Source organism: Lentilitoribacter sp. JB5-8, from assembly GCF_055693385.1.
The window spans coordinates 429969-455344 of the sequence record NZ_CM146332.1 but is presented as its reverse complement, the minus strand read 5'-3'; the positions used below and the strand labels follow the sequence as shown (position 1 = coordinate 455344).

The following is a 25376-nucleotide window of genomic DNA, read 5'->3' as shown; positions in this document are numbered from 1 at the left end:
TTTTGCGCAATTTTTAGGCAAGAGCGATTATGTGTCGTTTTTTGATCTATTAGGCCGCAACGATACTCTCAACGGTTGATTCCATTGGGCCGAGGCTACAAGCTATTTCAAATGCTTCTATAAGAATTGGGTGGCCTGATGCGCAAATTTCCATAAGGGATGGGCTGGCAGATTTTACCGTCACATTCACATCTAAAACATTTGCACGATGAAGCATCCATAGCTGAAACTTCTCTGTTTCGAAATCGCCAAGCATTTTAAAGTTTTGTGTGATTACATCTTGCATAGCTGGACCCTTCTTGTGACGAAATTATCACGAACCCACTAAAAGGCAACATGATCTGCTTTGAGTTTTTGTTAAAAAGAAGGAACTCATCGCGCATAAATCAGTTTTGTCTGTGTAAAAATTATTTCTTCAGTATAGATGCCAGGTTTTGTTTTGTTTGCGGGTGGCTCTTTAAATCCAGACCTGAGTGAAGATCAACAATATGGCTTTTCATAATCTCTTCGGCTGCCTGCACATCATTCTTGGCAAAGGCGTCTAAGAGTGCGTGATGGGAATGGCTTTCGCAAGTGGTATCCAAGCGTTTCCAATAAAGAGCGATAATCAGTGATGATCTAGAAATGAGTGACCGCACAATCTTGCTAAAGACTTCATGCTCTGCGATATCGGCGATTATGACATGGAAAAACCCTGATAGCGATAGGGCTTCACCTCTGTCACCTGCGGCCATCGCCGCATGTTCGGCTTCGATATGATTGTGCAAGATCTCGATGTCTTTTGGCGTGATGATCTTAGCGGCCATGCCGGCAACACGCGGCTCAATGAGTTCGCGTGCTTCAAATACTTCCTGCGCTTCCTTCACAGACGGTTGGGCGATAAACGCTCCGCGGTTTTTCTCAATAGAAACAAGTTGGGAATGTGATAGCGCTTGTAACGCTGTTCTTACAATGGTTCGGCTGGCACCAAATAGATCCCCCACTTCATCCTCGGATAGCTTAACGCCGGGCAGTAAAGCATGTGATAAAATTGCTTTTTGCAACTCAATATAGATATCTCTTGCCTTGCCTTCGGGCAGATCGGTCAGGTTTTGGTAGTGTGAAGCTCGCGCGCCCATAGGTATCCAGATAGTAACTTGTGATAAGATTTATCCTTATGACCATAGCTAGTCCAAAGTGTCAACAATATCAATTCTATATTGTATACAATCTTTAATCATATTGTATAAATTTTAGGCATTTCTTTGTCTTTTGAGAGTCGTAAAAATAGTTATCTTTTTTAAAATTCAATAATATCAATGGCTTAGTTCAATCACCTTTCACTTGGCATAGTTCGTGCAAGATAAACACTATCGAAGTTGCAGAGGTGTTATGAGTAAAGATACTGAACTAGAATTGGTGGCACTGACCAAGCTTTACGGTGATGTAAAGGCTGTTGATAATATTGGGCTTAAAATTCCCAAGGCTAGCTATACTTGTCTGCTAGGGCCATCGGGGTGTGGCAAGTCATCAACTTTGCGGATGATCGCCGGGCATGAAATCGCAACAGAAGGCGATATCATTTTAGGCGGTAAGAATATCACAAATCTTGCACCTGCTGAACGCGGTACAGCGATGATGTTTCAAAACTATGCGCTATTTCCGCATCTCAGCGTTTTAGACAATGTCGCTTTCAGCATGAAAATCAAAAATATTGATAAGTCTGAACGACATGAAAAGGCGAAAGCTATGCTCGAATTGGTTGACATGAACCAATATGCTGAGCGCTTTCCCGAACAGCTTTCAGGGGGCAACAACAGCGCGTGGCCCTTGCACGTGCGCTGATAACTCGGCCATCCATCCTTTTACTCGACGAGCCGTTGTCTGCCCTGGATCCCTTTTTAAGGCTTAAGATGCGTGTGGAGTTGAAAAAGCTTCAGCGCAGCTTGGGCATCTCTTTTGTGCACGTTACCCATTCGCAGGATGAGGCGATGGCATTGGCTGATAATATCGTGGTGATGCATGATGGGAAAATCGAGCAAGCGGGCTCTCCCATTGATGTATTTAACAAGCCTGAAACTGAGTTTATTGCTCGTTTTATGGGTGGCCACAATGTGATCTCCCATGATGGGCAACTCAAGGCCATTCGAAGTGATAAAATTATGACTTCGAAAAAACAGAAGTCAGCAAAAGATATCGCTGCAAGTTATGTCAGCAAAATTGAAGAGATTGAATATTTGGGAACCAATGTTCAAGTCTCTGCAAAAACTGATGAGCTTGGCGAAATTTCCGTAAATTTGTCTGATCAAACGTTTTTCCAAAATCCATTCGAAATCGGGGACAGCGTCTACCTTAGTTGGAAGGCTGAGGATGTTCGCGCGTTGTCGAATTAAGTGAAGACCTGGCCTTTAGAGTTTGGGGCCAAAACTAAAACAAAAGAAGGAACTAAAATGACAACACAAAATGAAAAAAAGGGTCTTTCAAGAAGATCGCTTCTGAAGGGAACAGCAGCAACAGCCGGTGCAGCACTTGGTTCTGGGGCCATCACAGGCTTTCCAACTATTTGGGCGCAGAACATTAAGAACGTCACGCTTCGCCAGTTTGGTACTGGTGTTTCAAATCTAAATGACGTTGCAGTAAAGGTGAAGGAAGATCTTGGCTTTACGCTTGAAATGACTGCGCTTGATAGTGATAGCGTAACACAGCGCGCTGCCACTCAGCCTAAGAGCTTTGATATTGCAGACATCGAATACTGGATCTGTAAAAAGGTTTGGCCAACAGGAAATCTGCAGGCGATGGACGTGTCAAAGATCAAAAACTATGACAAGATCGCTGGGACATTTACATCCGGTAAATTAACGCCAACAAGCGAAATCGCGCAAGGTACAGCACCTCACACGGTAGGATTTACCGATAGCGTCAATGGTAAAGAGTTTGCAAAAGAACAAACAGGCTGGATGACACTTATCCCAACAATTTATAATGCTGATACACTTGGTATTCGCCCAGATTTGATCAACCGTCCAATTGATACATGGGCTGAATTGCTGAATCCAGAATTCAAAGGCAAAGCATCTATTCTTGATATTTCATCGATTGGTATCATGGATATGGCCATGGTTGTTGAAGCGCTTGGCGATTACACATATGGCGATAAAGGCAATATGACAAAAGAAGAAATTGATATGACGTTCAAGATCTTCACCGAAGCGAAAAAAGCAGGCCAATTCCGCGCATTCTGGAAATCGTTTGATGAATCGGTCAACCTTATGGCGTCTGGCGAAGTTGTCATCCAATCGATGTGGTCACCAGCGATTACTGCCGTTCGTTCAAAAGGTATTCCATGCGTTTATCAGCCGCTTAAAGAAGGCTATCGCTCATGGGGTGGTGGTCTTGGCTTGTCTGCTAACTTGTCTGGCATCGAGCTTGAAGCTGCTTACGAATACATCAACTGGTACCTATCTGGCTGGGTCGGTGGTTACCTCATGCGTCAGGGTTACTATTCAGCTGTTCCTGAAACTTCGAAGAACTTCATGTCTGAAGACGAGTGGGGCTTCTGGTACGAAGGTAAACCAGCGCAGGGCGACATTGTTAACCCACAAGGTGTTGTGATGGAAAAAGCCGGCGCTGTTCGTGATGGTGGTTCATTCATCGATCGTATGGGTGCGGTTGCATGTTGGAACTCTGTGATGGATGAGAACCAATATATGGTTCGTAAGTGGAACGAATTTATCGCTGCTTAATTCAAATCTCTGGCCTCGCGGGTTATCTCCTGCGGGGCTGGATGCCATTAATTTTCCAAGTTCGGATCAGTCCATTTATGTATAAGTTTTTAGCGCAAAGAAACAATTTAATTGGCTGGATGCTCGCATCGCCTTTAGCCATAGTTCTTGTTCTATTTCTTATTTTGCCAATCATTATGATCGTGATTGTGAGCTTTTGGGGTGCAACCGAATTTTCAATATATCCCGCATTCCAATGGGATAATTATGAATTTCTATTTTCATCATCCGTAACATATTCGGTGTTTTTCAAAACGTTCTTATACGCATTTATAACCTGGGTCATCACTTTGGTAATCGGTTTTACCGTCGCGTATTATTTAGCATTTCATATTAAGAGCCTCACGTGGCAGATCGCACTTTTCTTGTTGTGTACGATCCCGTTTTGGACGTCGAATATCATTCGCATGATATCCTGGATTCCGTTTTTAGGACGTAATGGAATTGCCAATGAAACCCTAATCCAGCTTGGTTTAATCAGTGAACCCGTTGAATGGTTATTGTTCTCGGATTTCGCCGTTATATTAGCGTTTGTGCATTTATACACATTGTTCATGGTGGTTCCGATTTTTAATACGATGATGCGGATTGATCATAGTCTTTTAGAAGCTGCCCGCGATGCTGGTGCTAGCGGTTTTCAAACCTTGGTAAATGTTATTATCCCGCTTTGTAAGCCCGGCATCATGATCGGTTCCATATTCGTCGTCACGCTGGTGATGGGCGACTTCATCACTGTTCGATTTATGAGTGGGTCCCAATCTGCAAATGTCGGGCGCTTGATTTCAAATGATGTGGGATTGCTACAATATCCATCTGCGAGCGCCACCGCTGTGGTTTTACTGCTAACTGTCTTGATCACAATTGGGATCATGTTGCGGTTTGTTAATATTCGGAAGGAGCTTTGATATGGAGCGCCGCAGCCTTTCTTTTTATGTCCTAACTTTCGTTTTCGCGCTTTTCATACTCTTTCTCTACGGCCCGACAATCACCATTGCAATTTTGTCTTTGCAGGGACCCAATGGTGGTTTGACTTTCCCGATGAACGGGATGTCATTGCATTGGTTTCATAACCTGTTTGAGCAACAAGCAGTGGGTGATATTTGGGGGTCGTTCAGACGCTCTTTTGCTCTGGGTTTTATGGTGATGGTCATCACAGTTGTCGTCTCTGTTATGGGCGGTTTGGCGTTTCGCAAAAAATTTAAAGGTTCAGGATTTGTCTTTTATCTCGTCATCACCAGCCTCATCATTCCATCCATTTTAATTTCACTTGGGGTTGGTCTCATTTTCAACCAGCTGGGATGGGATGTGCATTGGACAACATCCGGTCTGGGGTCTCAGCTCACCTGGACGCTACCCTTTGGCTTGTTGATCATGTTCGCGGTGTTTAACCGTTTTGATAAGTCCTATGAAGAAGCCGCGCGTGATCTTGGCGCTAGCCCGTGGCAAACCATTCGCTTTGTGGTTTTGCCGATTATCGGTCCTAGTCTTATTGGTGTTGCGCTGTTTGGGTTTACGCTCTCCTATGACGAGTTCGCCCGAACGCTATTAACTGCCGGATCCTATAACACATTGCCGCTTGAAATTTTTGGTATGACCACCAATGTGACAACGCCTGTCCTATATGCGCTGGGTACATTAACGACGGTCTTTTCATTTCTCATGATCGGTACTTTTTTGGGCGTTGCAGTTTATCTGCAAAGACGAAAAAAGCGACTTGGTTCGGACGCAAATAGCGGGATGGTCTAGGCGATGGATATTCTTGTGATCAATCCGAATAGCACTGCTTCTATGACCGCCTCCATTGGTAAGGCAGCAAAAGAAGCTGCTTCAAAAGATACTTTGATCACAGCAGTTAATCCAATTGATGGACCGAAATCAATTCAAGGACCTGAAGATGGTGAGGCCGCATTACCTGGCTTGTTTGATGTTTTTGAACATCAATCTGGTGGGTACGATGCCGTGATCATTGCTTGTTTTGATGATACGGGTTTGATGGATTTGCGAGCCTGCGCAAAAATGCCAGTCATTGGCATTGGCGAAGCGGGGTTTCATGTTGCCATGCTCATGGGTGCACGCTTTTCCGTTGTCACCACGCTAGATGTTTCTATCCCGATCATTGAAGACAATCTTAATAGATATGGTTTTGAGAATAGATGCGCGAAAGTTCGAGCATCAGGCATCCCAGTTTTAGATTTGGAGGCAGATGATAGCGCGGTCAAAAATACTTTGCGGGATGAAATCGCTCGAGCCTTTGACGAGGATAAGATTGATAGTGTCGTGCTGGGTTGCGCCGGGATGGCGAAGATGGCTCAGGAATTGACCCAAGAATTTGGTAAACCGGTTATCGATGGGGTGCAAGCAGCGGTTCAATTATGTGAGTTGACGCAAAATTATGCGCTAACCGATCCTTCAGCTTCTAACTTGAAAAGTGCGAGCTAATGGAATTTCGATTTTTTGAAATATATCGCGAACCTGAATATCTGTTTCTTTTGGCCGAGGGTGTTGGAACCAGCATCTATATTACAATATTAGCTGGAATTTTTGGGTTTATCCTCGCGACATTTCTTGCGTTAAGCCGTTATTGGAATGTGCCTGTAATCAAATATATATCGGCAGGATATGTGGAGTTTATTCGTAATACACCGCTAATTGTTCAAATGTTTTTTGTCGCATTTGGTTTGCCATTGTTGCTTGGTTATGAATGGCCATTTTGGGCACATGCGGTGTTTGCGCTGACACTGAACTTTTCCGGCTATTTTGCAGAAATACTACGCTCGAGTTTTCGTTCCATATCACATCATCAAAGTGAAGCCGCTGCGTCTTTGGGTTTGCCGCCGCGAACAACATTTTGGAAGGTGTTGTTTCCGCAAGCAATCGCTGTGAGTTTTCCCTCACTAAACAGTCAGTTCATTTTCCTATTTTTAACGACTGGCATCATTTCGGAAATTGGTGTGCGTGATCTCACCTATGCAGGTTTATTTATCGACAGCCGAACGTTCAGATCTTTTGAAGTCTTTATCACGCTGACATGTCTTTATATCGGTATTGCTGTCAGTTTTAAGGCAGGTCTTGCTTGGTTACATGACAAGCTCTTTCCTTGGAAGGTGCTGCGATGAAAGACATCTTTATCTCAGCCTTTGGCAAACCCTATGGGATTGTGCTTTTCCAGTTAATCGAAGCGACACAATATACGATTTATCTTTCGCTGATTGCTTTTATTGGCGGAGGCATAATGGCTTTATTGATTACACTCATGCGGATCGCGCCTGATAAACGTTTTAACAAAATAGCAATTGGTTATATCTGGCTTTTCCAATCAACCCCGCTGCTCATGCTGTTGTTTTTATTCGGGCTGGGTGCGCCAAGATTATTTAATATCGATATCGACCCGTGGTTTGCCGCAAGTTCAGCGCTCACGCTTTATGCAAGCGCTTATATTGCCGATGTTTGGCGCGGCGCCATCCAATCGCTTCCAGTGGGGCAATGGGAAGGTGGCAAGGCGCTGGGTTTTAAATTTTTCAAAATACTTCGTCTTATTATCTTCCCACAAGCCTTTAAGATCTCTATCCCGCCTACGGTTGGTTTTATGGTGCAAATCATCAAAGCCACTTCGCTAGCCTATATCATTGGATTTCACGATTTGATGGCGATTGGCAAACGTTGGGCCAACGCGCCCGTTGATGGCACAGAACCCTTTATCATCTTTCCGCTTATGGCATTAATTTACTTCGGTCTTTGCTTTCCGCTGGCGCAGCTCGCGCGCCGATTAGAAGCAAGGGCTGATCTACCTGGTCGTGTGCAACCTCCCAAACCCTAGCTGAACACAAAGGAGATACCTATGTTCAAAAAACTAAAACTACTGATTTCTGCCGCTGCATTTGTTGCTGTTGGCGTTGTTGGCCAAGCCAATGCCGAGCTTTCTGATATTTTATCCGCAGGCACAATTAAGATCGCAATTCCAGAAAACTTCCCACCTTTTGGTTCTTTAGGGGCTGAAGGTGAATATGAAGGTTATGATGTTGATGTTGCAAAGTTGATTGCGGAAGATTTAGGTGTTGAGCTTGAATTGGTGCCGGTGACGTCTAAGCAACGGATTCCGTTTTTAGAAACGGATAAAGTGGATCTTGTGATTTCATCAATGGGTGCTAACCCTTCACGTGCAAAATCAATTTGGTTCTCATCTGCCTATGCTCCGTTTTTCTCTGGTGCTTTTGCTAGCGCTGATATGGCTGTTTCATCTGTTGCTGACTTGGCTGGCAAAAAAGTTGGTTTAACAGGTGGCACGCTTGAAGATTTGGAAATCACAGATGCTGCACCTGAAGGTACGGAAATTATTCGTTTTGGTGATAACGCAGCCTCATTATCTGCATTTGTGTCCGGTCAAGTAGATGTATTAGTTACTGGAAATACTGTTGCTGCAAAACTATCTGCAGATAACCCTGATCTATCGATTGAAACGAAGTTCATCATAAAAGAATCGCCTGCATTTATCGGCCTTAAAAAAGGTGACATTGATTTGCTTCAGTGGGTAAATGTTTTCATTCTTCACAAGAAGCTCGGCGGTGATTTAAACACCATGTCTGAAAAATGGTTGGGTCAGAAACTTCCTCCGTTGCCAAGCCTATAAATTCCCCAAAAGCCCCTTGCCTTTGCCGGGGGCTTTATATCTTATATCTTCCCATGGACATTCGAGTAGCGACACCTTTAGAATTTCAAACAGCTGTTGAATGGGCAACCAATGAAGGTTGGAACCCCGGGCTTAAAGACCTTGCGGCTTTTTATAAAGCTGACCCTTCTGGTTTTCTCATTGGTGTTGTGGATGGCGAGATCATCGGTTCTATTTCTGTTGTGAAATACGGAACAGATTATGGCTTTTTAGGGTTTTATATTGTCGATCCTAAATATCGTGGCCAGGGATTAGGTCTTAAGATTTGGGATGCTGGAATGGCATATCTTAAAGGCCGAACAATTGGTTTAGATGGTGTTGTAGAACAGCAAGATAACTATAGCAAAAGTGGCTATAGATATGCATATGAGAATATTCGCTATCAAGGCGTTGTTTCCGACCAGAATTTAAGCTCATTAAATATGGCGGGTGTTGGTGTTCAGACCAGACCGTTTTTGGAAAGTGATCTTGATCAGGTCACAGAGCTCGACAAGCTTTGTTTTGGAGTTGAGCGTATACAATTTTTAAGGGCGTGGCTAAACAATGAGGCGCCAGAATATCGCCAAAGCATGGTCGCAATACAAGATGGTTCCATCACAGGATTTGGAGTAATTCGTAAGTGTGTTGACGGCTATAAGGTTGGTCCATTATTTGCACAAGACCTTCCAACTGCAAAGCAATTGCTCTGTTCACTGGTTGCTGTGGTGCCGCCATCATCTTTGATAACACTCGATGTGCCTGAGCCAAATGCACAAGCTGTTATGCTTGCCGAGGAGCTCGAGCTGGATCCGGTTTTCACAACAGCAAGAATGTATCGCGGAAATTTTCCAAACGTAAAAATTGAATATATATTTGGCATTACTACCTTTGAGCTAGGGTGATGATAACATTGAGTTAATTGTGATGATTTGATCATAATAATTGCTGAAAATTTGAGCAGCAAAACAGCTTGACACTAAATTAGTCAAACCATAGTCTCGCTATGATTTAAATAAATAGGAGCAGCTTTATGTCAAAAAACAAAAACGGTATTCACCTATCTCGTCGGACGGTGCTTGCATCCGGATTGGCGCTTGGTGCCAGTGCATTTATGCCCATGGCGCGTGCGATGGGCCCTATCAAAGTAGCTGGTATCCATGGCTCTCCAGTTGAGAACGCTTGGAACTCAGTTCTTCATAAAGCGCTACAAGATGCAGCCGCAGAAGGTGCGATTGAATATGTCTTCTCAGAGGGTGTATCCGGAACAGATTATCCACGTGCGATGAGTGAGTATGCGGAACAGGGTGCAAAGCTCATCATCGGTGAGACATTCCCGGTTGAAAAACAAGCACGTACTGTTGCTGCAGATTATCCAGAAACTGCGTTCGTCATGGGTTCAAGTGGTACATTCTCAGGCGATAATTTTGGAACATTTGGGACATGGAATTTTGATGGTGCTTACCTTGCTGGCATGTTGGCTGGTAAGATGACGAAATCAAATGTTGTTGGATCTGTTGGTGCTATCCCAATCCCTGAAGTGAATATGTTGATCAACGCGTTTGCTGCAGGTGTGAAGGCTGTTAATCCAGACGCAAAGCACCTTACAACCTTTATCGGTACATTTTTCGATCCACCAAAAGCGCGCGAAGCTGGTTTGGCGCAAATCGATGCGGGTGCTGATATCTTATTTGGCGAGCGTATCGGTACTGCCGATGCTGCCAAGGAGCGCGGGATTAAGTCTATCGGATCTTTGATCGATTACACATCACGTTACCCAGACACTGTATTTGCAAATGCATTGTGGAACTTCCGCCCAATCTTAAACGCTGCAATTGCGGACGTAACAGCAGGCAAACCTGTTGGCCGTGATTACACATCCTATGGCTTGATGAAAGAAGGTGGCAGCGACATCACTTATGTGAAGGGTGTAGCACCTGCTGATATTGAGGCTGAGATGGAAAGTGTTCGCGCGCAAATTAAAGCTGGAACGTTTGAAGTTCCGCAAAACATGGATGAACCAGCTTAAGTTCCATGCAAGCTGACGCGACTGTACTTGCGCAAGCAATTCGTAGTCATAAACTAACAGCGAGCGAGGCTATGGCAGCCTCGCTTGATAAGCTGAATGAAAATGCGCATTTAGGTTCCGTCGTTTACGCCTCTGCAGACAAAGGTATGCAAGCCGCCCACGATGTTGATCAAGCTGTCCTTGCGTCTTCGCAAAGTAATGATGCGATTTTCTGCGGCGTTCCAACTTTAGCAAAAGATTTAGGTGGCCCTTTTAAAGGGTTTGCTGTTCGCGCCGGATCGCAAATTCTTCCGATGGATGAGACTTTAGACTCAGATCTCGCAGCGCGGTTCCGAGCGACAGGATTGTGTTGTTTTGGAACCACCACAAGTCCTGAATTTGGGCTCTCACTTGCAAGCGAGCCGAGCGTTGGTCCGTTATGCAGGAACCCTTTAAACCCTGACTTATCAGCCGGTGGTTCATCCGGTGGTGCAGCATCCGCTGTTGCATCAGGAATTGTATCAATCGCACATGCAACAGATGCTGGTGGCTCAATACGTGTACCCGCTGCATGTTGCGGTCTCATCGGTTTAAAGCCAAGTCGTGGTGCTGTGCCATCAGGTCCACAGTTTACCAATCATTTGGGCGGTATCGCCAGTGAATTGGCTGTTTGTAGATCAGTGCGCGATATGTCTCAAATTTTCAATGCAATTTCTGGCAATGTAAAAGGGCCATATCCAAATCCATCGCCTCTGGAAATAAAAGATCAAAGGCTCCGGATTGGCATGCTTTTGGAGACTGGAGAGAGTTATCCCACTCACTCTGAACGACTAAATGCAGTTGAAGCGGCAGGGCGGTTCTTGGAAGCTGAAGGGCATAAAGTTGTTCCTTTAAGCTGGGTGCAAATATCGCATATGGTTGAAGAAAGTGCGCGCATTTTTGCGGCCATCATTGTTACCAATCTTGCAGAGCTTGAAAAGTCTACGGGTTGGGACTTTTCTGAATCTGAACCAATTACGCAAGCAGCCATTGAAAAAGGCAAGCATATAAGCGGTGTTGAGTTGTGGCAGCTTCTTAATCGAATGGTTTTAGTGAGCCGAGATCTTTGGCGTGTGTTTGAAGATGTTGATTGTCTTTTGACCCCAATGCTCTCAACGCCACCAAAACCGATTGGATCTTTTCCGGTCAACCATTCTGATATTGATTTACACTTTGAGCGAATGAAGGCTTTTTCACCCTTAGCGACGCTTGCAAATGTGTCGGGGTTTCCCGCATTAACAATGCCGTTTGGAGAGGATGCAAATGGGCTTCCGCTTCCAATTCAATTTTTAGCACCAATGGGCTGTGAGAAGCTACTTCTAAGTCTTGCTGCACGAATGGAAACTGAGTTACGCTGGCAACATAAATACTCTATCGCCGGATTGGATCGATGACAGAAAATGCACTTGAAATATCTGGTGTGAGCAAACGTTTTGGCGACAACCTAGCCAACGACAATATTTCGCTAACCCTTGGAAAAGGAGAGATAGTTGCTCTTCTTGGCGAAAATGGCGCTGGTAAAACCACGCTCATGAATATCCTGTTTGGTCACTATGTGCCGGATGAAGGAAAAGTCTCTGTTATGGGCGCTGAGCTGCCGCAAGGAAAACCGCGTGAAGCCATACGCGCCGGCATTGGTATGGTGCATCAACATTTTTCGCTCGCGCCAAATCTTACTGTGCTTGAAAATGTAATTACAGGCACCCAAGGCATTTGGTCTTTCGCAACTGATACAAAAACGGCTCGCAAAAAATTGCTTGAAATTTCAAAACGTTTTGGGCTTGTTGTTGATCCTGATGCGCGGTTAGGAGATTTGTCAGTTGGTGAACAACAGCGCGTTGAGATCTTAAAAGCGCTTTATAATGATGCGCAAATTTTGGTTTTGGACGAACCGACAGCGGTGCTGACAAATATTGAAGCTGAACAGATGTTCTCCACACTTAAGGATATGGCCAAACAGGGCTTATCCCTGATTTTCATTTCACATAAATTAGATGAAGTGATGGCAACAGCTGATCGTATTTTTGTTTTGCGAGGGGGTAAATCTGTTGCTGAGCGTCAGGTTGAAGATACCAGCAAATCCGAACTTGCCGAATTGATGGTCGGGCGGGAAGTGAAGAGGCCAGTGCGCGAGGCATCCAAGCCAGGAGATGTCATCTTAAATGCAAGTGGTGTATCAGTGTTGCAAGATGGCGTGGAACGCCTGAAACAGGTTGATTTTCATGTTCGTGAAGGTGAAGTGTTAGGCATTATTGGTGTGTCGGGTAATGGCCAAGCAACGCTTGCGCAATTGCTCAGTGGTACGGCAAAACGATCCGCGGGTACCATTTCATTGTTTGATGAAGATGTCGGAGATTTAACGGTTTCAGATGTCGTTGAGCTCGGCATTGGCCGAATTCCTGAGGACCGAAACCATGAAGGTGTTATTGGTGAGATGGCCATCTGGGAAAATGCTATCCTTGAGCGTCTGCCAGAGTTTTCTAAAAATGGTCTGGTTGATCGTGCCTCGGGCATGCAGTTTGCTGATGAGGTGATTGACGCATTTGATGTGCGTGGTGCGACTTCAACGAAACGCATTAGGCTGCTGTCGGGCGGTAATATGCAAAAGTTAATATTAGGCCGAAATCTTTTGAAACAGCCTCGGATTTTGTTAGCGGCTCAGCCCGCGCGTGGTCTTGATGAAGGTGCTGTAGCGGCGGTGCATGAACGGATATTAAACGCGCGAAAAGATGGAACAGGTGTAATCTTGATTTCAGAAGACCTCGATGAAGTTTTAGCATTGGCTGATCGCATTCAAGCCATTGTTGGTGGACGTTTATCACCAAGTGTGAGCGCTGAGGATGCAGATGCGCGCAAAATGGGTTTGATGATGTCTGGTGAATGGGCAGATCAGGAGGTGCGCGATGAGGTTTGAGCGGCGTGAACGCCAACCATTAATGCTAATTTTAGCAACTCCGATCATTGCGGTGATAGCGGCTCTTGCACTTTCAGGTGTCTTAATTGCACTGGCTGGTGCGCCGGTATTTGAAGCCTATTGGAATATTGTCAAAGGTGCTTTTGGTTCACGGCTTTCAACAACTGAGACCCTTACTCGAGCTATTCCGTTGATGCTGACTGGTTTGGCAGCCGCGATCGCATTTCGTGCAAAACTATGGAATATTGGTGCAGAGGGGCAGCTTTATATAGGCGCGATCACCGTTTCCGCGGTTAGCTCGCAACTTGTTGGAGGATTGCCTGCAATCATTCAAATTCCAATTTTGCTGGCTTGTGGTGCCATTGCGGGCATGATCTTACTTCTCATTCCACTTTGGTTACGATTACGGTTTTCAGTGGATGAGGTTGTTACAACGTTATTGTTAAATTTTGTGGCGATCTTATTTGTCTCGATGCTGATTGATACAGTGCTGAAAGACCCTTTGGCTTTTGGTTGGCCGCAGTCGCTCCCAGTCGCAGATGAAGCAATGTTGCCGCGGGTGTTATCTCGTTCGCGCTTACATATCGGAATATTTATCGCTATCACGCTTGCAATTGTTATCTATCTTATTCAGACGCGCACCGTATTTGGCCTGCAATCTCGTGCTGCAGGTCTTAATCCTGAAGCTGCGGTGTTTGCGGGCGTGCCATTGGGCAGAACCTTGGTATTTGTTGCAATGATATCTGGCGGTTTTGCAGGTCTTGCGGGAGCCGTAGAGGTTATGGGTGTGCAAGGCTATGTAACAACTGAGCTGTCACCTGGATTTGGATATTCCGGTATTGTTGTTGCGATGCTTGCTAACTTAAATCCAATTGGGGTGATTTTAGCAGCATTGTTTATCGCAACAATGTTTGTGGGCGCAGATGGCATGAGCCGCGTTATGGAAATCCCAACGTATATTGCAGATGTCACCGTTGCCTTGTCGCTCTTATCAATGTTGGTCGCGATATTTTTCACCCAGTATAGGATACGCAGATGAGTGAGATTATTGACATACTTTCATCAGCGGGGCTGTGGGCTGCCGTTTTGCGAATAGCAACGCCTCTCATTTTTGGAACGTTGGGTGCTTTATTGTGCGAAAGAGCTGGTGTCTTAAATTTGGGTATTGAGGGTATCATGACCTTTGGCGCCATGATTGGCTGGTTGGCGGTTTTCAACGGAGCAGATCTTTGGACCGGTATTTTAATTGCGGCCATTTCAGGCGGTGTCTTCGGTCTATTACATGCACTTTTTACCGTTACACTTGGGTTATCTCAACATGTAAGTGGATTGGGCGTAACGTTGTTTGCTTCAAGTTTCTCCTATTATATTTTCAGGCTTTTGGTGCCAGTAGCTGGTACACCGCCTACGGTTGAAGCCTTTCAGCCAATTGATATCCCCAGTCTTTCATCTCTACCGTTTATTGGGCCTGCATTTTTTACACAAACGCCACCAACATATTTAGCAATCGTTTTGGCATTTGTTCTGGCCTATATTATCTTTAAAACGCCGCTAGGCCTGGCTATTCGAATGACAGGTGAAAACCCGCATGCTGCAGAAGCACAAGGTATTAATCCCATTGTCATTCGCTATGGCTGTGTCATTTTTGGTAGCGCTTTAATGGCAATAGGTGGGGCGTTTTTAACACTATCAGCGTTCAACAGTTTCTTCCCAACAATGGTCCAGGGCAGGGGTTGGATTTGTATAGCATTGGTGGTTTTCGCATCTTGGCGACCATCGCATGCGCTTTTAGGTGCGTTGTTGTTTGCGTTTTTTGATGGTTTTCAATTCCGCTTGCAAACGGTTTTAAGCGGTGTCGTACCCTATCAGGTCTTTTTGATGATCCCTTACATTTTATCCATCACAGCACTTGCCGTCATGGCCCGGCGCGCACGCGTGCCACAAGCTCTCATGCAGCCGTTTAGACGCGGTGAACGATAAAGCCCCGTATTTTAATGAACTGGAGATAGACATGTTCGATCTTATTATCCGCAATGCCAATTTAACAACGGGTCAAACAGGATTTGATGTTGGGATAAAAGGGGGAAAGATCGCAGCGATCGAAAAAAAGATCGATGGTAAAGCCGGCCAAGAAATTGATGCGTCGGGTCGGTTGTTAAGTCCGGCATTTTGCGATCCACATTTTCATATGGATGCTACTTTGTCGCTTGGAAAACCGCGGATGAATGTTTCCGGAACATTGCTTGAGGGCATTGCACTTTGGGGAGAGCTGCGACCGATTGTGACAAAGGAAGAGCTTGTTGATCGAGCTATGAGATATTGTGATTTGGCTGTTAGCCAGGGTTTGCTCTTCATTCGCAGTCATGTTGATACCTCTGATCCAAAATTGGTCACAGCAGAGGCTATGCTTGAGGTGCGGGAACGCGTGGCACCTTACATTGATTTGCAATTGGTTGCGTTTCCTCAGGATGGATATTACCGCGCAGCCGATGGCGTGGCAGCATTAAACAAAGCACTTGATATGGGTGTTGAAATCGTCGGCGGTATTCCGCATTTTGAACGCACGATGGATCAGGGTCGCCAATCCGTTGAAGCACTTTGTCGAATTGCGGCTGATCGTGGTTTAGCGGTTGATATGCATTGTGATGAAACAGATGACCCAAACTCACGGCACGTTGAAACGCTTGCTGCTGAAACAATTCGTTTTGGATTGCAGGGGCGGGTCGCTGGATCGCACCTAACATCCATGCATTCAATGGATAATTACTATGTGTCAAAACTTATTCCACTCATGGCTGAGGCGGAAATGAATGTAATTCCTAATCCTCTTATCAATATCATGTTGCAGGGTCGACACGATACTTTTCCTAAGCGTCGTGGATTAACCCGGGTGCGTGAATTGATGGAGGCAGGTCTAAATGTTTCTCTTGGGCAGGATTGTACCATGGACCCCTGGTATTCGATGGGATCAGCTGACATGCTCGAAGTCGCGCATATGGGCATTCATGTGGCGCAGATGGGTGGTATTGAAGACAAGAAACAAATTTATAATGCCATTACGACGAATTCCGCTAAAACAATGGGGCTGGAAAATTACGGATTGGAAGTTGGCTGCAACGCTGATCTTGTTATTTTGCAGGTAAATGATGTGGTGGAAGCATTGCGGTTAAAACCGACACGCCTATATGTTCTTAAACGTGGCAAAGTTGTAAGCCAAACGCCTGCAAGAATAAGCGAGTTGTCTTTGAGTGGACGCCCGAGTGTTATCGATATGGCGCGCGACTATGTGCCTGGAAATCACTAGGCTTGCCGTCCTCTAGGTTTGATGTGTTTCTTCTATTTTACGGTTCGTGGGATCGCTTTTCCCGCCTCAGCTTTTCAAAATGTGAAAAGCTGAATAAGATGATCTGTGTTGATTATGAAAAGGGGCAAGTATTGAAGTTTACATCTATTTTAGCAGCCATGTTTGCGCTGATACTTTCTTATTCCAGTGTGTCCGCGCAATCAAAATTTGAAGCTGAATTATGTGAAGCTGCAGAAAGTGGCCAAACGATTGAATTGGTTTATGACCAAGATGCTAGCAAGGGTTGTTTGCCGCGTCTTATAGATGTTCACCAAGTCGCGATTGGCAATAATGGCAAATTATACATGCATGGTTGGCAGCATAGGGGCTGCACCAAAGGCCGTGATTATGCCTCTAAACGGATATTCAGATTTGATAAAATAAAGTCCGTTGATGTGATTGAAGGAACCTTTAGTGAAAAATCTCAATCGGTGAAAGATGCTGGTTGGAATGGTTGTATTGGATCCAATTGTTTTATTAAAGAGAATATCTGCGAATAGCATTTGGCTGTTTAAATCATGCATTGCCTAATAGGTTACATGAAGAGATTTTTATATTGCTCTCTGAGCGCGTTTTTTTGAACTTTTCCCATTGTGTTGCGTGGTAATTCTGGAACGACAATCAATTTGTTGGGTTGTTTAAAACGCGCTAATGATTTTGCTATATTCTCCTGCACGCTGTTCAGATCGATATTAGTGTTTTGTTTGGCAACCAAAATACCAATAACGGTTTCGCCGAAATCCGGATGTGGAACACCAATAACTGCGCTTTCAAGCACATTGGTTTCGTCATCAAGCAGCAATTCAATTTCTTTGGGATAGATGTTAAAACCACCTGAAATTATTAGATCCTTGTTGCGCCCAACGATGTGCAGATATCCATCATTGTCAATTTTTCCTAAATCACCAGTGATGAAAAACCCATCTGGGCGTAATTCTTCAGCGGTTTTTTCTGGCATATTCCAGTAGCCTTTAAATACATTTGGACCGCGTACTTCAATCAGCCCGATGTCTCCAGCAGGAAGCTCCTTTCCCGTTTCACTATCTGTGATTTTTAAATCCGTTCCATCAAGGGCAAAACCAACTGTGCCTGCTCGCCGCTCTCCATCATAGGGATTGGACGTATTCATATTGGTTTCAGTCATGCCGTAACGTTCGAGAATTCTGTGGCCGGTTCTAGCTTCAAACTCAATATGTGTTTCGGCAAGCAGCGGCGCGCTGCCTGACACAAACAGGCGCATATGTTGGGCCAATTGCGATGTGAAACGTTCATCACCTAGCAGTCTGGTATAAAATGTTGGGACACCCATCATGGTTGTTGCTTTGGGCAACGACGATAATATCTTGTCCAAATCAAATTTGGGTAGAAATATCATTTCATTGCCCGCTAGCAATGAGATGTTTGTCGCAACAAAAAGCCCATGCGTGTGAAAAATCGGCAATGCATGCAATAAGACATCATCGGACGTAAATTTCCAAGATTTTACTAATGTTTTTGCATTTGAAAGCAAATTCTCCTGTGTCAACATAGCGCCTTTTGAGCGCCCTGTTGTGCCGGAGGTATACAGGATTGCCGCTAAATCATCTTGTGTGCGATCAACGGTATCAAATTCTTCAAGCTCTGACTTGGCTTTTTGTATTAGTGAACCCGTACCATCAATGTTTAAGGTTTCAATGGATGAGTTTAACGATTTTGCGATGGGTGTTAATTCTGTATGGTTTTTATCATCGCAAATGACCAGACGCGCACCGCTATTTTCGATAAAGTATTCAACTTCACTGGCTGTATAACCGGTATTAAGCGGAAGAAAAATTACACCGCTTTGTGCGCATGCGGCATAAATAGCCAAGCATTGCGGGGACTTTTCAACTTGTACAGCAATCCTGTCTCCTGCTTTTATGCCAAGCTTTCGAAACGTATTTGCAAATTGTGCGCTGGTTTTTAAAAAATCGTCATGGGTTATGGTTTGCCCATCAGATAGTTCCAAAAAGACAGTGGAACTCCCATTATGTCTACCAAACAACTCATCATAAAGTGGATTTGCCATGACATGCCTCCCGACCGCTTAGGACTAAAGTTGAGTTCTATTTCCTTCTCTTTAGCGGATTGGGGCTTTTAATGGCTAGCAAATTATCACAGCAAAACAGGTTTTATCTATTAGGGTCAAGTGCTGCAGTTCTTGTCCGCCATGCACATACTTTGGTCCATGTGGTGCGCGTTTGATAGTGCTGTGTAGGGACTGATTAAAAGTATGTGATGTTACGATGTTATATCAAGTTTCTAAGATCTTATGTGTCACAGCCCGTCTACAAGTCTTTGCAACGTTTTTAAAGTATTGATTAATCAACATCTTATAGGGTGAGGGTGAGATTTGCATTGTGTAGTCTTCAAAGTCGGTTGTGAAGAAGCGTGCGGGGAATAAAATTATTGGTTAGAGCCGCGCTCAAGTTTGTTGTCTCGCAATTTGTTCTGGATACAAAGAACAAAGAGCTTGTTAAGGCACAATTTGCATTATTTTCAACACAAGTTCCGCTGATGTATACGGTATTACTTATCAATACCTGGGCGCTGGCTGTGAGCTTTTATGGTGAGGCACCTAATTGGTTATCCTTTCATATTCCCGTAGGAATTACCTTTGTTTGTGGGATCAGAATTTTAAGCTGGTTGAGATCTCGTAAGATTGCTCCGAGTTTTGAATCAGCACATAAAATGTTGATACGTACCAATATTTTATCGGGTGCTTTTACCATGATGCTGACCGCGTGGTCGTTGATGCTGTTTCCATATGGGAATAGCTTCATGCAGGGTCACATTGCATTTTTTATGGCAATCACAGGTGTGGGCGTTATCATATGTTTGCAGCAACTTCGTTCTGCAGCGCTTATCATAGCGCTGAGCGTCAATGTGCCCTTTGTTTTGTTTTTCGGCACAACAGGTATTGCGTCCTTCATAATTATTTCTGGAAACATGGTTCTAGTGACCGTGACTTTATTGATGGTCACCACGGCTCAATCACGCAATTTTGCCAATATGATTGACGCCCGGGTTGAACTTGAGGCGGTGAATAAAGAAAATGCGAAACTTGCTAATCTAGATCATTTGACCGGGCTTGCAAATCGCAGACAGTTTTTTACCCATTTGAATTTGGAATTTTCAAAGGCTGAACGACGCGGTAATCAGCTCACAGTTGGTATAATTGATCTTGATGGCTTTAAGCCGATTAATGATCTTTACGGCCATGCTATTGGTGACAGTCTCTTAACACAGGTAGGTGCGCGTCTTTCGGATCTGGCTGAGCAAAATATATCAATTGCGCGTTTGGGTGGTGATGAGTTTGCGTTGATCATCAGAAATCAGCTCAAAAATGAAGAATTGCTGGAGTTGGGGCGCGAGATTTGCACCATGTTGCGCACCCCATTTAGCTTGCAAGACACAAGCGTTCAGATCTCCGGGTCAATTGGATTTGCTGTTTATCCGGACTTGGCCGCAAGCTCTAATGAATTATATGAGCGCGCTGATTATGCTCTTTATCACGGTAAGAAAACCAATCGTGGCGATGTAGTGATATTTTGCAACTCGCACATTAAAGAAATTGAAGCCGATTCTAAAATTGAACTCATTTTGTCAGATGCAAATTTGGAGCAGGAGATTGCTGTTTTCTACCAGCCCATTGTTGATCTTGATACATCGCGAACCGTCGCATTTGAAGCGTTAGCGCGTTGGGATGGGCCAATTTTGGGTAAGGTGTCACCGGCTCAATTTATACCTATCGCTGAGAAAACCGGGCTGATAACGCGGCTCACAGAGGTGCTTCTAAATAAAGCGCTTGATGCTGCCTCTACTTGGCCAAAAGATATCAGATTATCGTTTAATCTTTCTGCAAAAGATATCTCTTCACCAACGGCTGCGATGAAGATATTTAATATTATCCGGAAATCAGACATTGATCCCAAACGAATTGATCTTGAGATCACGGAAACTGCAACGATGTTTGATTTTGAGCAAGCACAATCTTCAATTCAGCTGTTAAAGTCATTGGGTTGCGGCATTGCACTTGATGATTTTGGTACGGGTTTCTCAAGCCTTAGCCACCTGCACGCATTGCCACTTACAAAAATAAAGATCGATCGTAGTTTTGTCGCACAAATTGATCAAAAGCCGGCGAGTTACAAGATTGTCAAATCTTTGCTCGCATTGAGCCGAGATATGAATTTGCAATGTGTCATTGAGGGCGTTGAAACAGAGGATGAGCTGAATGTGATCGATAGCTGCGGTGGACAGCTTGTTCAAGGTTACTTCTTCTCAGAGCCGATGCCCGAACACAAAGTATCGCAATTTATCAAAGAAACGGTGACCCCACTCCGTGCATTGCAATAGTTGATGTTCTAAACTCATAGCCATTTGTACTTTTTTAGGTTCTGATTTTCATAGAACGTGATCGCAAAATAAAACTTGACTATTTTAATCATATTTGCTTTTAAGAATAAACATGACAAAATTAGTCAAGTTAAAATGAATTTATGAAAGCCATGTCATGACGACTAGCAATGCAACTCGATTTCTCCATAAATCAGAACGGGACATGTTAAAGGCGTTTCGTTATTTTCTGCTCGCTTTTGCCGAAGGCAGCCAATCTCATTGGGAAACTGCGATGAGCATTTCTAAGGGTGAATATGGTTTAGAAAAAGGGCGTGATATCGGCTTTGCGATGTTGCGGGTATTGCAGACTGTTCGTGTCAGTCGAGAGAACCCATTTTTGTTTATAAATCCAGGATGTGAAAAATGCGCACGAAGTCTTTTGGATTGTGAGCGCTATCTGATGGAAGCAATCATAAGCGTCTTTAAGGGACAAAACACAATGGCAAATGTCCCTCTTATGTTGCTTTGTGAAGGTGCAGATACCAAAGCAGTAAAAACGGCAATCGATAAATTGTCTGAGTTGATCAACGATGATGCAAAAACAGAGGGTGTTTTTAAGTCGATCGTTAAATCAATCAGCAAGTAGTTGATTGGGAGAAAATATAATGAAAACTCAACTCGCTAGTGTTTCTGATGATTTAATACGGCTTAAAAATTTGCCTTATGATGATTTTGAATTGGGCTTGTTGGCAGTTTTGCGTCATTTTTCAAAAAGTTATGAAATACCAGAGCAACACAATTGGCAGCACGCCTATATGATTGCAGCAGAACGTTGGGGTGAAAGAATCGGCTTGTCGACGGCTTATGCGCTGATGAAGGTTATTCAGGCTGTTTCCAGATGCCGACCAAAAGGATTACATGTGCAAGACCCATTGTGCCCAAATGCCAAGCTATATGCGACTTCGGATGAGGAGGCGTTTATCAGTATGCTGCATTATATGCGACGCGATGAAACACAAAATGCGCGAGTAGCAATACAGTCTCTTGCCTTTGGCAGAAATGATCCTGCAATCATCCATGCCGGGCTTTCTTTTGCCCATCGGTTTTCCTTGGGAAAGAGAAAACCAACCAATTCATCAAGCAAGCATATGCTTTATGTCGTGGGTTAATCCCACATAATTGGTATATATAGTCGATAGGATTTCCACCCTAAAGCTGTAACAATCAGCTCTAGGGTGCGATTTCGCGTATTTTATTGCGATATTAGCCTTGCCAGAGCGTATGAAGTGAAATATCCATGCGCGTGAGGCGTGAAGCCAACAAATTCTGGGTTTGCCCACCACCGGCCAAACTTTCAATGGCACAAATTTAGCAGGATACTCATGAGCTTATATACAGATTATTTGAACGAAATTGACGCGAGAAAAGAACAAGGACTTCATCCTAAACCAATTGAGGACAGTGCGCTTCTTGAAGAAATCATCGCTCAAATCAAAGATGTTGATCATGAGCATAGAAAAGATTCACTGGAATTTTTCATCTATAACACTTTGCCAGGCACAACAGCTGCTGCGGGTTCAAAGGCTAAATTTTTAAAAGAAATTATTCTAGGACAGGCGGAAGTTGAAGAAATTTCACAAACTTTCGCGTTTGAGCTTCTAACTCACATGAAAGGTGGCCCTTCTGTTGAAGTATTGCTTGATCTTTCTTTGGGTGATGATGCTGACATTGCTGAACAAGCCTCAGAAGTTTTAAAAACGCAGGTATTCTTGTATGACGCTGATACAAGCCGTCTTAAAGAAGCATATGATGCTGGCAATAAAGTTGCTGAAGATGTACTTAAGAGTTATGCCGCCGCTGAATTTTTCACAAAGCTTCCTGACATTGACGACGAAGTAAAAGTTGTCACATATATTGCTGCGGAAGGTGATATCTCAACGGACCTTTTGTCGCCTGGTAATCAGGCGCACTCGCGTTCTGACCGTGAATTGCACGGTAAATGTATGATTTCTGAGAGCGCTCAAAAGGAAATTCAAGCATTAAAACTTCAGCATCCTGATAAGCAAGTTATGTTGATTGCTGAAAAAGGTACGATGGGTGTGGGATCTTCTCGCATGTCTGGTGTCAACAATGTTGCACTTTGGACTGGTAGACAAGCAAGCCCATATGTTCCGTTTGTAAATATTGCGCCAATTGTTGCCGGAACTAACGGCATTTCACCAATTTTCCTTACAACTGTTGGTGTGACAGGCGGTATCGGTGTTGATCTTAAAAACTGGGTTAAGAAACTGGATGCTGATGGCAAGCCTATTTTGAACAATGATGACAGCCCTGTTTTGGAACAAAAATATTCCGTTGAAACAGGAACAGTATTGACCATCAATACAAAAGAGAAAAAACTTTATTCAGCGGATGGTGATGAAGAGCTAGTTGATATGTCAGCATCATTCACTCCGCAAAAAGTTGAGTTCATGAAAGCTGGTGGATCTTATGCAATTGTGTTTGGTAAGAAATTGCAGAGCTTTGCATGTGATGCACTTGGTGTTGAGTACAAATCAGCGTTTGCGCCTTCAAAAGAAATTTCTCATGAAGGTCAAGGCCTAACAGCGGTTGAAAAGATCTTTAATAAAAATGCGATTGGTACAACTCCAGGCGTGAAACTTCATGCTGGGTCTGATGTTCGCGTTAAAGTGAATATTGTTGGTTCGCAAGATACAACAGGCTTGATGACGTCGCAGGAACTTGAGGCGATGGCGGCAACTGTACTATCGCCAACTGTTGACGGTGCTTACCAGTCTGGTTGCCACACGGCATCTGTTTGGGATTTAAAAGCACAAGCAAATACGCCAAAACTTATGGCATTTATGCATAAATTTGGTCTTATCACTGCACGTGATCCTAAAGGTGTTTATCATTCTATGACGGATGTTATTCACAAGGTTTTAAATGACATCACTGTTGATGATTGGGCAATTATTATCGGTGGTGATTCCCATACGCGCATGTCAAAAGGTGTAGCGTTTGGTGCGGATTCTGGGACTGTTGCGTTGGCGCTGGCCACAGGTGAAGCTAATATGCCGATCCCTGAATCAGTAAAGGTGACATTTAAAGGTGAAATGGCATCACACATGGATTTCCGTGATGTTGTGCATGCAACGCAAGCACAAATGCTTCAGCAATTTGGAGATAACGTTTTCCAGGGTCGTATCATTGAAGTTCACATCGGCACTTTGCTTGCCGACCAGGCATTCACATTTACCGACTGGACTGCGGAAATGAAAGCGAAAGCTTCGATCTGTATTTCAGAAGATGACACTTTGATCCAGTCTTTGGAAATTGCGAAAAGCCGCATTAAAATCATGATCGAGAAGGGCATGGATAACGATGCTCAAATGTTACAGGGCTTGATCGATATTGCAGATAAGCGCATTAACGAGATCAAATCAGGTGAAAAACCAGCATTAACACCAGATGCGAATGCGAAGTATTTTGCCGAGGTTGTTGTTGATCTTGATGAAATTAATGAGCCTATGATTGCTGACCCTGATGTGAACAACATCGATGTCTCAAAGCGTTATACCCATGATACGATCAGACCAATCTCATTCTATAAAGCAGAAAAAGAAGTTGACCTTGGTTTTGTTGGTTCTTGTATGGTCCACAAAGGCGACGTGAAGATTGTAGCGCAGATGTTGCGTAATCTTGAGGCGAAATATGGCAAAGTTGAATTCAATGCGCCATTGGTTCTCGCCGCTCCAACTTACAACATCATTGATGAGTTAAAGGAAGAAGGCGATTGGGCCGTTCTTCAGAAATATTCGGGCTTTGAGTTTAATGATAATGCGCCTAAAGGTGAGGCGCGAACCGAATATGAAAATATTCTTTATCTTGAGCGTCCGGGCTGTAACCTTTGCATGGGTAACCAGGAAAAAGCTGCAAAAGGTGATACGGTTCTTGCAACATCTACACGTCTCTTCAAAGGTCGTGTTGTTGAAGATTCAGCGGAAAAAGCTGGTGAATCACTGCTCGCATCAACGCCTGTTGTGGTGTTGTCTGCAATTCTAGGGCGTACGCCAACGCTTGAAGAATATAAGACTGCTGTTGAGGGTATTGATCTAACGAAGTTTGCACCACCTGCGCAGAAGTCACCAGATACATTATCAGCACATTACTAAGATTATGATCATCCCGATCAAGTTTTGGTAAAGGGATGTGAATTTGATAGATTAATCATGCCTCGCTCATTATGGGCGAGGTATTTTTATGCAACGGGATGATTTGAACCGAATAGAAATTAAATGACAAAGCTT

General features: G+C 44.0%; 22 protein-coding genes and 1 pseudogene. 20 read left to right on the top strand and 3 right to left on the bottom strand.

Annotation, left to right across the window (positions count from 1 at the left end; all coding sequences use genetic code 11):
• Window positions 1–49: 49 nt before the first annotated feature.
• The gene (locus ACZ1GZ_RS02170; protein ID WP_472666784.1) at window positions 50–286 is read right to left on the bottom strand and encodes an acylphosphatase; all 237 of its coding nucleotides are present in this window, start codon (window positions 284–286) and stop codon (window positions 50–52) included.
• 121 nt (window positions 287–407) lie between these two features.
• Window positions 408–1118, bottom strand: coding sequence for a GntR family transcriptional regulator (locus ACZ1GZ_RS02165; RefSeq protein WP_472666783.1), 711 nt, complete (start codon window positions 1116–1118; stop codon window positions 408–410).
• 253 nt (window positions 1119–1371) lie between these two features.
• On the opposite strand from ACZ1GZ_RS02165, the pseudogene ACZ1GZ_RS02160 reads away from it, so the two are divergent.
• From ACZ1GZ_RS02160 to ACZ1GZ_RS02085, 16 genes and pseudogenes are all read left to right on the top strand, one after another.
• Window positions 1372–2372 (top strand): annotated as a pseudogene (locus ACZ1GZ_RS02160) (ABC transporter ATP-binding protein).
• Between the two features lie 57 nt (window positions 2373–2429).
• A complete protein-coding gene (locus tag ACZ1GZ_RS02155; protein WP_472666782.1) occupies window positions 2430–3722 on the top strand; it encodes an ABC transporter substrate-binding protein in 1293 nt (430 codons plus the stop codon).
• Window positions 3723–3799: 77 nt separating this feature from the next.
• Window positions 3800–4666 carry an ABC transporter permease gene (locus ACZ1GZ_RS02150; protein WP_472666781.1) on the top strand — a complete coding sequence of 289 codons (867 nt, stop codon included), beginning with the start codon at window positions 3800–3802 and terminating at the stop codon, window positions 4664–4666.
• Window position 4667: 1 nt separating this feature from the next.
• Entirely contained in the window at window positions 4668–5507 is an 840-nt protein-coding gene (locus ACZ1GZ_RS02145; RefSeq protein WP_472666780.1) for an ABC transporter permease, read from the top strand.
• Window positions 5508–5510: 3 nt separating this feature from the next.
• On the top strand, window positions 5511–6200 hold the full coding sequence (locus tag ACZ1GZ_RS02140) for an aspartate/glutamate racemase family protein (protein WP_472666779.1): 690 nt from the start codon (window positions 5511–5513) through the stop codon (window positions 6198–6200).
• Window positions 6200–6877, top strand: a complete 678-nt coding sequence (locus ACZ1GZ_RS02135) for an amino acid ABC transporter permease (protein WP_472666778.1) — start codon at window positions 6200–6202, stop codon at window positions 6875–6877. Before ACZ1GZ_RS02140 ends, ACZ1GZ_RS02135 begins: the two co-directional genes overlap by 1 nt.
• Window positions 6874–7578, top strand: a complete 705-nt coding sequence (locus tag ACZ1GZ_RS02130; RefSeq protein ID WP_472666777.1) for an amino acid ABC transporter permease — start codon at window positions 6874–6876, stop codon at window positions 7576–7578. The genes ACZ1GZ_RS02135 and ACZ1GZ_RS02130 overlap by 4 nt, the downstream gene beginning before the upstream one ends.
• Window positions 7579–7599: 21 nt before the next feature.
• Complete coding sequence (locus tag ACZ1GZ_RS02125) at window positions 7600–8388, top strand: transporter substrate-binding domain-containing protein (RefSeq protein ID WP_472666776.1); 789 nt, start codon at window positions 7600–7602, stop codon at window positions 8386–8388.
• A 53-nt stretch (window positions 8389–8441) separates the two neighbouring features.
• Window positions 8442–9308 (top strand): GNAT family N-acetyltransferase, encoded by an 867-nt coding sequence (locus tag ACZ1GZ_RS02120; protein WP_472666775.1) that lies wholly within the window; start codon window positions 8442–8444, stop codon window positions 9306–9308.
• Window positions 9309–9436: 128 nt separating this feature from the next.
• Window positions 9437–10432 (top strand): BMP family protein, encoded by a 996-nt coding sequence (locus ACZ1GZ_RS02115; RefSeq protein WP_472666774.1) that lies wholly within the window; start codon window positions 9437–9439, stop codon window positions 10430–10432.
• Between the two features lie 5 nt (window positions 10433–10437).
• On the top strand, window positions 10438–11844 hold the full coding sequence (locus ACZ1GZ_RS02110) for an amidase (RefSeq protein WP_472666773.1): 1407 nt from the start codon (window positions 10438–10440) through the stop codon (window positions 11842–11844).
• Window positions 11841–13364, top strand: coding sequence for an ABC transporter ATP-binding protein (locus tag ACZ1GZ_RS02105; protein ID WP_472666772.1), 1524 nt, complete (start codon window positions 11841–11843; stop codon window positions 13362–13364). The genes ACZ1GZ_RS02110 and ACZ1GZ_RS02105 overlap by 4 nt, the downstream gene beginning before the upstream one ends.
• The gene (locus ACZ1GZ_RS02100; RefSeq protein WP_472666771.1) at window positions 13354–14403 is read left to right on the top strand and encodes an ABC transporter permease; all 1050 of its coding nucleotides are present in this window, start codon (window positions 13354–13356) and stop codon (window positions 14401–14403) included. Before ACZ1GZ_RS02105 ends, ACZ1GZ_RS02100 begins: the two co-directional genes overlap by 11 nt.
• Window positions 14400–15344, top strand: coding sequence for an ABC transporter permease (locus ACZ1GZ_RS02095; protein ID WP_472666770.1), 945 nt, complete (start codon window positions 14400–14402; stop codon window positions 15342–15344). The genes ACZ1GZ_RS02100 and ACZ1GZ_RS02095 overlap by 4 nt, the downstream gene beginning before the upstream one ends.
• A gap of 31 nt (window positions 15345–15375) precedes the next feature.
• A complete protein-coding gene (locus tag ACZ1GZ_RS02090) occupies window positions 15376–16668 on the top strand; it encodes an amidohydrolase family protein (protein WP_472666769.1) in 1293 nt (430 codons plus the stop codon).
• A 131-nt stretch (window positions 16669–16799) separates the two neighbouring features.
• The gene (locus ACZ1GZ_RS02085) at window positions 16800–17207 is read left to right on the top strand and encodes a WYL domain-containing protein (RefSeq protein ID WP_472666768.1); all 408 of its coding nucleotides are present in this window, start codon (window positions 16800–16802) and stop codon (window positions 17205–17207) included.
• Between the two features lie 35 nt (window positions 17208–17242).
• Here the strand turns inward: ACZ1GZ_RS02085 and ACZ1GZ_RS02080 are convergent, their stop codons facing one another.
• Entirely contained in the window at window positions 17243–18754 is a 1512-nt protein-coding gene (locus tag ACZ1GZ_RS02080) for a malonate--CoA ligase (protein ID WP_472666767.1), read from the bottom strand.
• Window positions 18755–19134: 380 nt separating this feature from the next.
• On the opposite strand from ACZ1GZ_RS02080, the gene ACZ1GZ_RS02075 reads away from it, so the two are divergent.
• From ACZ1GZ_RS02075 to ACZ1GZ_RS02060, 4 genes are all read left to right on the top strand, one after another.
• A complete protein-coding gene (locus tag ACZ1GZ_RS02075) occupies window positions 19135–21084 on the top strand; it encodes a putative bifunctional diguanylate cyclase/phosphodiesterase (protein ID WP_472666766.1) in 1950 nt (649 codons plus the stop codon).
• 205 nt (window positions 21085–21289) lie between these two features.
• Window positions 21290–21712 carry a hypothetical protein gene (locus ACZ1GZ_RS02070; RefSeq protein ID WP_472666765.1) on the top strand — a complete coding sequence of 141 codons (423 nt, stop codon included), beginning with the start codon at window positions 21290–21292 and terminating at the stop codon, window positions 21710–21712.
• 19 nt (window positions 21713–21731) lie between these two features.
• Window positions 21732–22235: a hypothetical protein gene (locus tag ACZ1GZ_RS02065; protein ID WP_472666764.1), complete on the top strand. Its 504-nt coding sequence runs from the start codon at window positions 21732–21734 to the stop codon at window positions 22233–22235.
• 213 nt (window positions 22236–22448) lie between these two features.
• Complete coding sequence (locus ACZ1GZ_RS02060; RefSeq protein WP_472666763.1) at window positions 22449–25241, top strand: bifunctional aconitate hydratase 2/2-methylisocitrate dehydratase; 2793 nt, start codon at window positions 22449–22451, stop codon at window positions 25239–25241.
• The last annotated feature ends 135 nt before the right edge of the window (window positions 25242–25376 follow it).

Coding starts and splice junctions, on each gene's coding strand:
- ACZ1GZ_RS02170 (WP_472666784.1), bottom strand. CDS start 286: ATGCAAGATGTAATCACACAAAACTTTAAAATGCTTGGCGATTTCGAA.
- ACZ1GZ_RS02165 (WP_472666783.1), bottom strand. CDS start 1,118: ATGGGCGCGCGAGCTTCACACTACCAAAACCTGACCGATCTGCCCGAA.
- ACZ1GZ_RS02155 (WP_472666782.1), top strand. CDS start 2,430: ATGACAACACAAAATGAAAAAAAGGGTCTTTCAAGAAGATCGCTTCTG.
- ACZ1GZ_RS02150 (WP_472666781.1), top strand. CDS start 3,800: ATGTATAAGTTTTTAGCGCAAAGAAACAATTTAATTGGCTGGATGCTC.
- ACZ1GZ_RS02145 (WP_472666780.1), top strand. CDS start 4,668: ATGGAGCGCCGCAGCCTTTCTTTTTATGTCCTAACTTTCGTTTTCGCG.
- ACZ1GZ_RS02140 (WP_472666779.1), top strand. CDS start 5,511: ATGGATATTCTTGTGATCAATCCGAATAGCACTGCTTCTATGACCGCC.
- ACZ1GZ_RS02135 (WP_472666778.1), top strand. CDS start 6,200: ATGGAATTTCGATTTTTTGAAATATATCGCGAACCTGAATATCTGTTT.
- ACZ1GZ_RS02130 (WP_472666777.1), top strand. CDS start 6,874: ATGAAAGACATCTTTATCTCAGCCTTTGGCAAACCCTATGGGATTGTG.
- ACZ1GZ_RS02125 (WP_472666776.1), top strand. CDS start 7,600: ATGTTCAAAAAACTAAAACTACTGATTTCTGCCGCTGCATTTGTTGCT.
- ACZ1GZ_RS02120 (WP_472666775.1), top strand. CDS start 8,442: ATGGACATTCGAGTAGCGACACCTTTAGAATTTCAAACAGCTGTTGAA.
- ACZ1GZ_RS02115 (WP_472666774.1), top strand. CDS start 9,437: ATGTCAAAAAACAAAAACGGTATTCACCTATCTCGTCGGACGGTGCTT.
- ACZ1GZ_RS02110 (WP_472666773.1), top strand. CDS start 10,438: ATGCAAGCTGACGCGACTGTACTTGCGCAAGCAATTCGTAGTCATAAA.
- ACZ1GZ_RS02105 (WP_472666772.1), top strand. CDS start 11,841: ATGACAGAAAATGCACTTGAAATATCTGGTGTGAGCAAACGTTTTGGC.
- ACZ1GZ_RS02100 (WP_472666771.1), top strand. CDS start 13,354: ATGAGGTTTGAGCGGCGTGAACGCCAACCATTAATGCTAATTTTAGCA.
- ACZ1GZ_RS02095 (WP_472666770.1), top strand. CDS start 14,400: ATGAGTGAGATTATTGACATACTTTCATCAGCGGGGCTGTGGGCTGCC.
- ACZ1GZ_RS02090 (WP_472666769.1), top strand. CDS start 15,376: ATGTTCGATCTTATTATCCGCAATGCCAATTTAACAACGGGTCAAACA.
- ACZ1GZ_RS02080 (WP_472666767.1), bottom strand. CDS start 18,754: ATGGCAAATCCACTTTATGATGAGTTGTTTGGTAGACATAATGGGAGT.
- ACZ1GZ_RS02070 (WP_472666765.1), top strand. CDS start 21,290: ATGTTAAAGGCGTTTCGTTATTTTCTGCTCGCTTTTGCCGAAGGCAGC.
- ACZ1GZ_RS02065 (WP_472666764.1), top strand. CDS start 21,732: ATGAAAACTCAACTCGCTAGTGTTTCTGATGATTTAATACGGCTTAAA.
- ACZ1GZ_RS02060 (WP_472666763.1), top strand. CDS start 22,449: ATGAGCTTATATACAGATTATTTGAACGAAATTGACGCGAGAAAAGAA.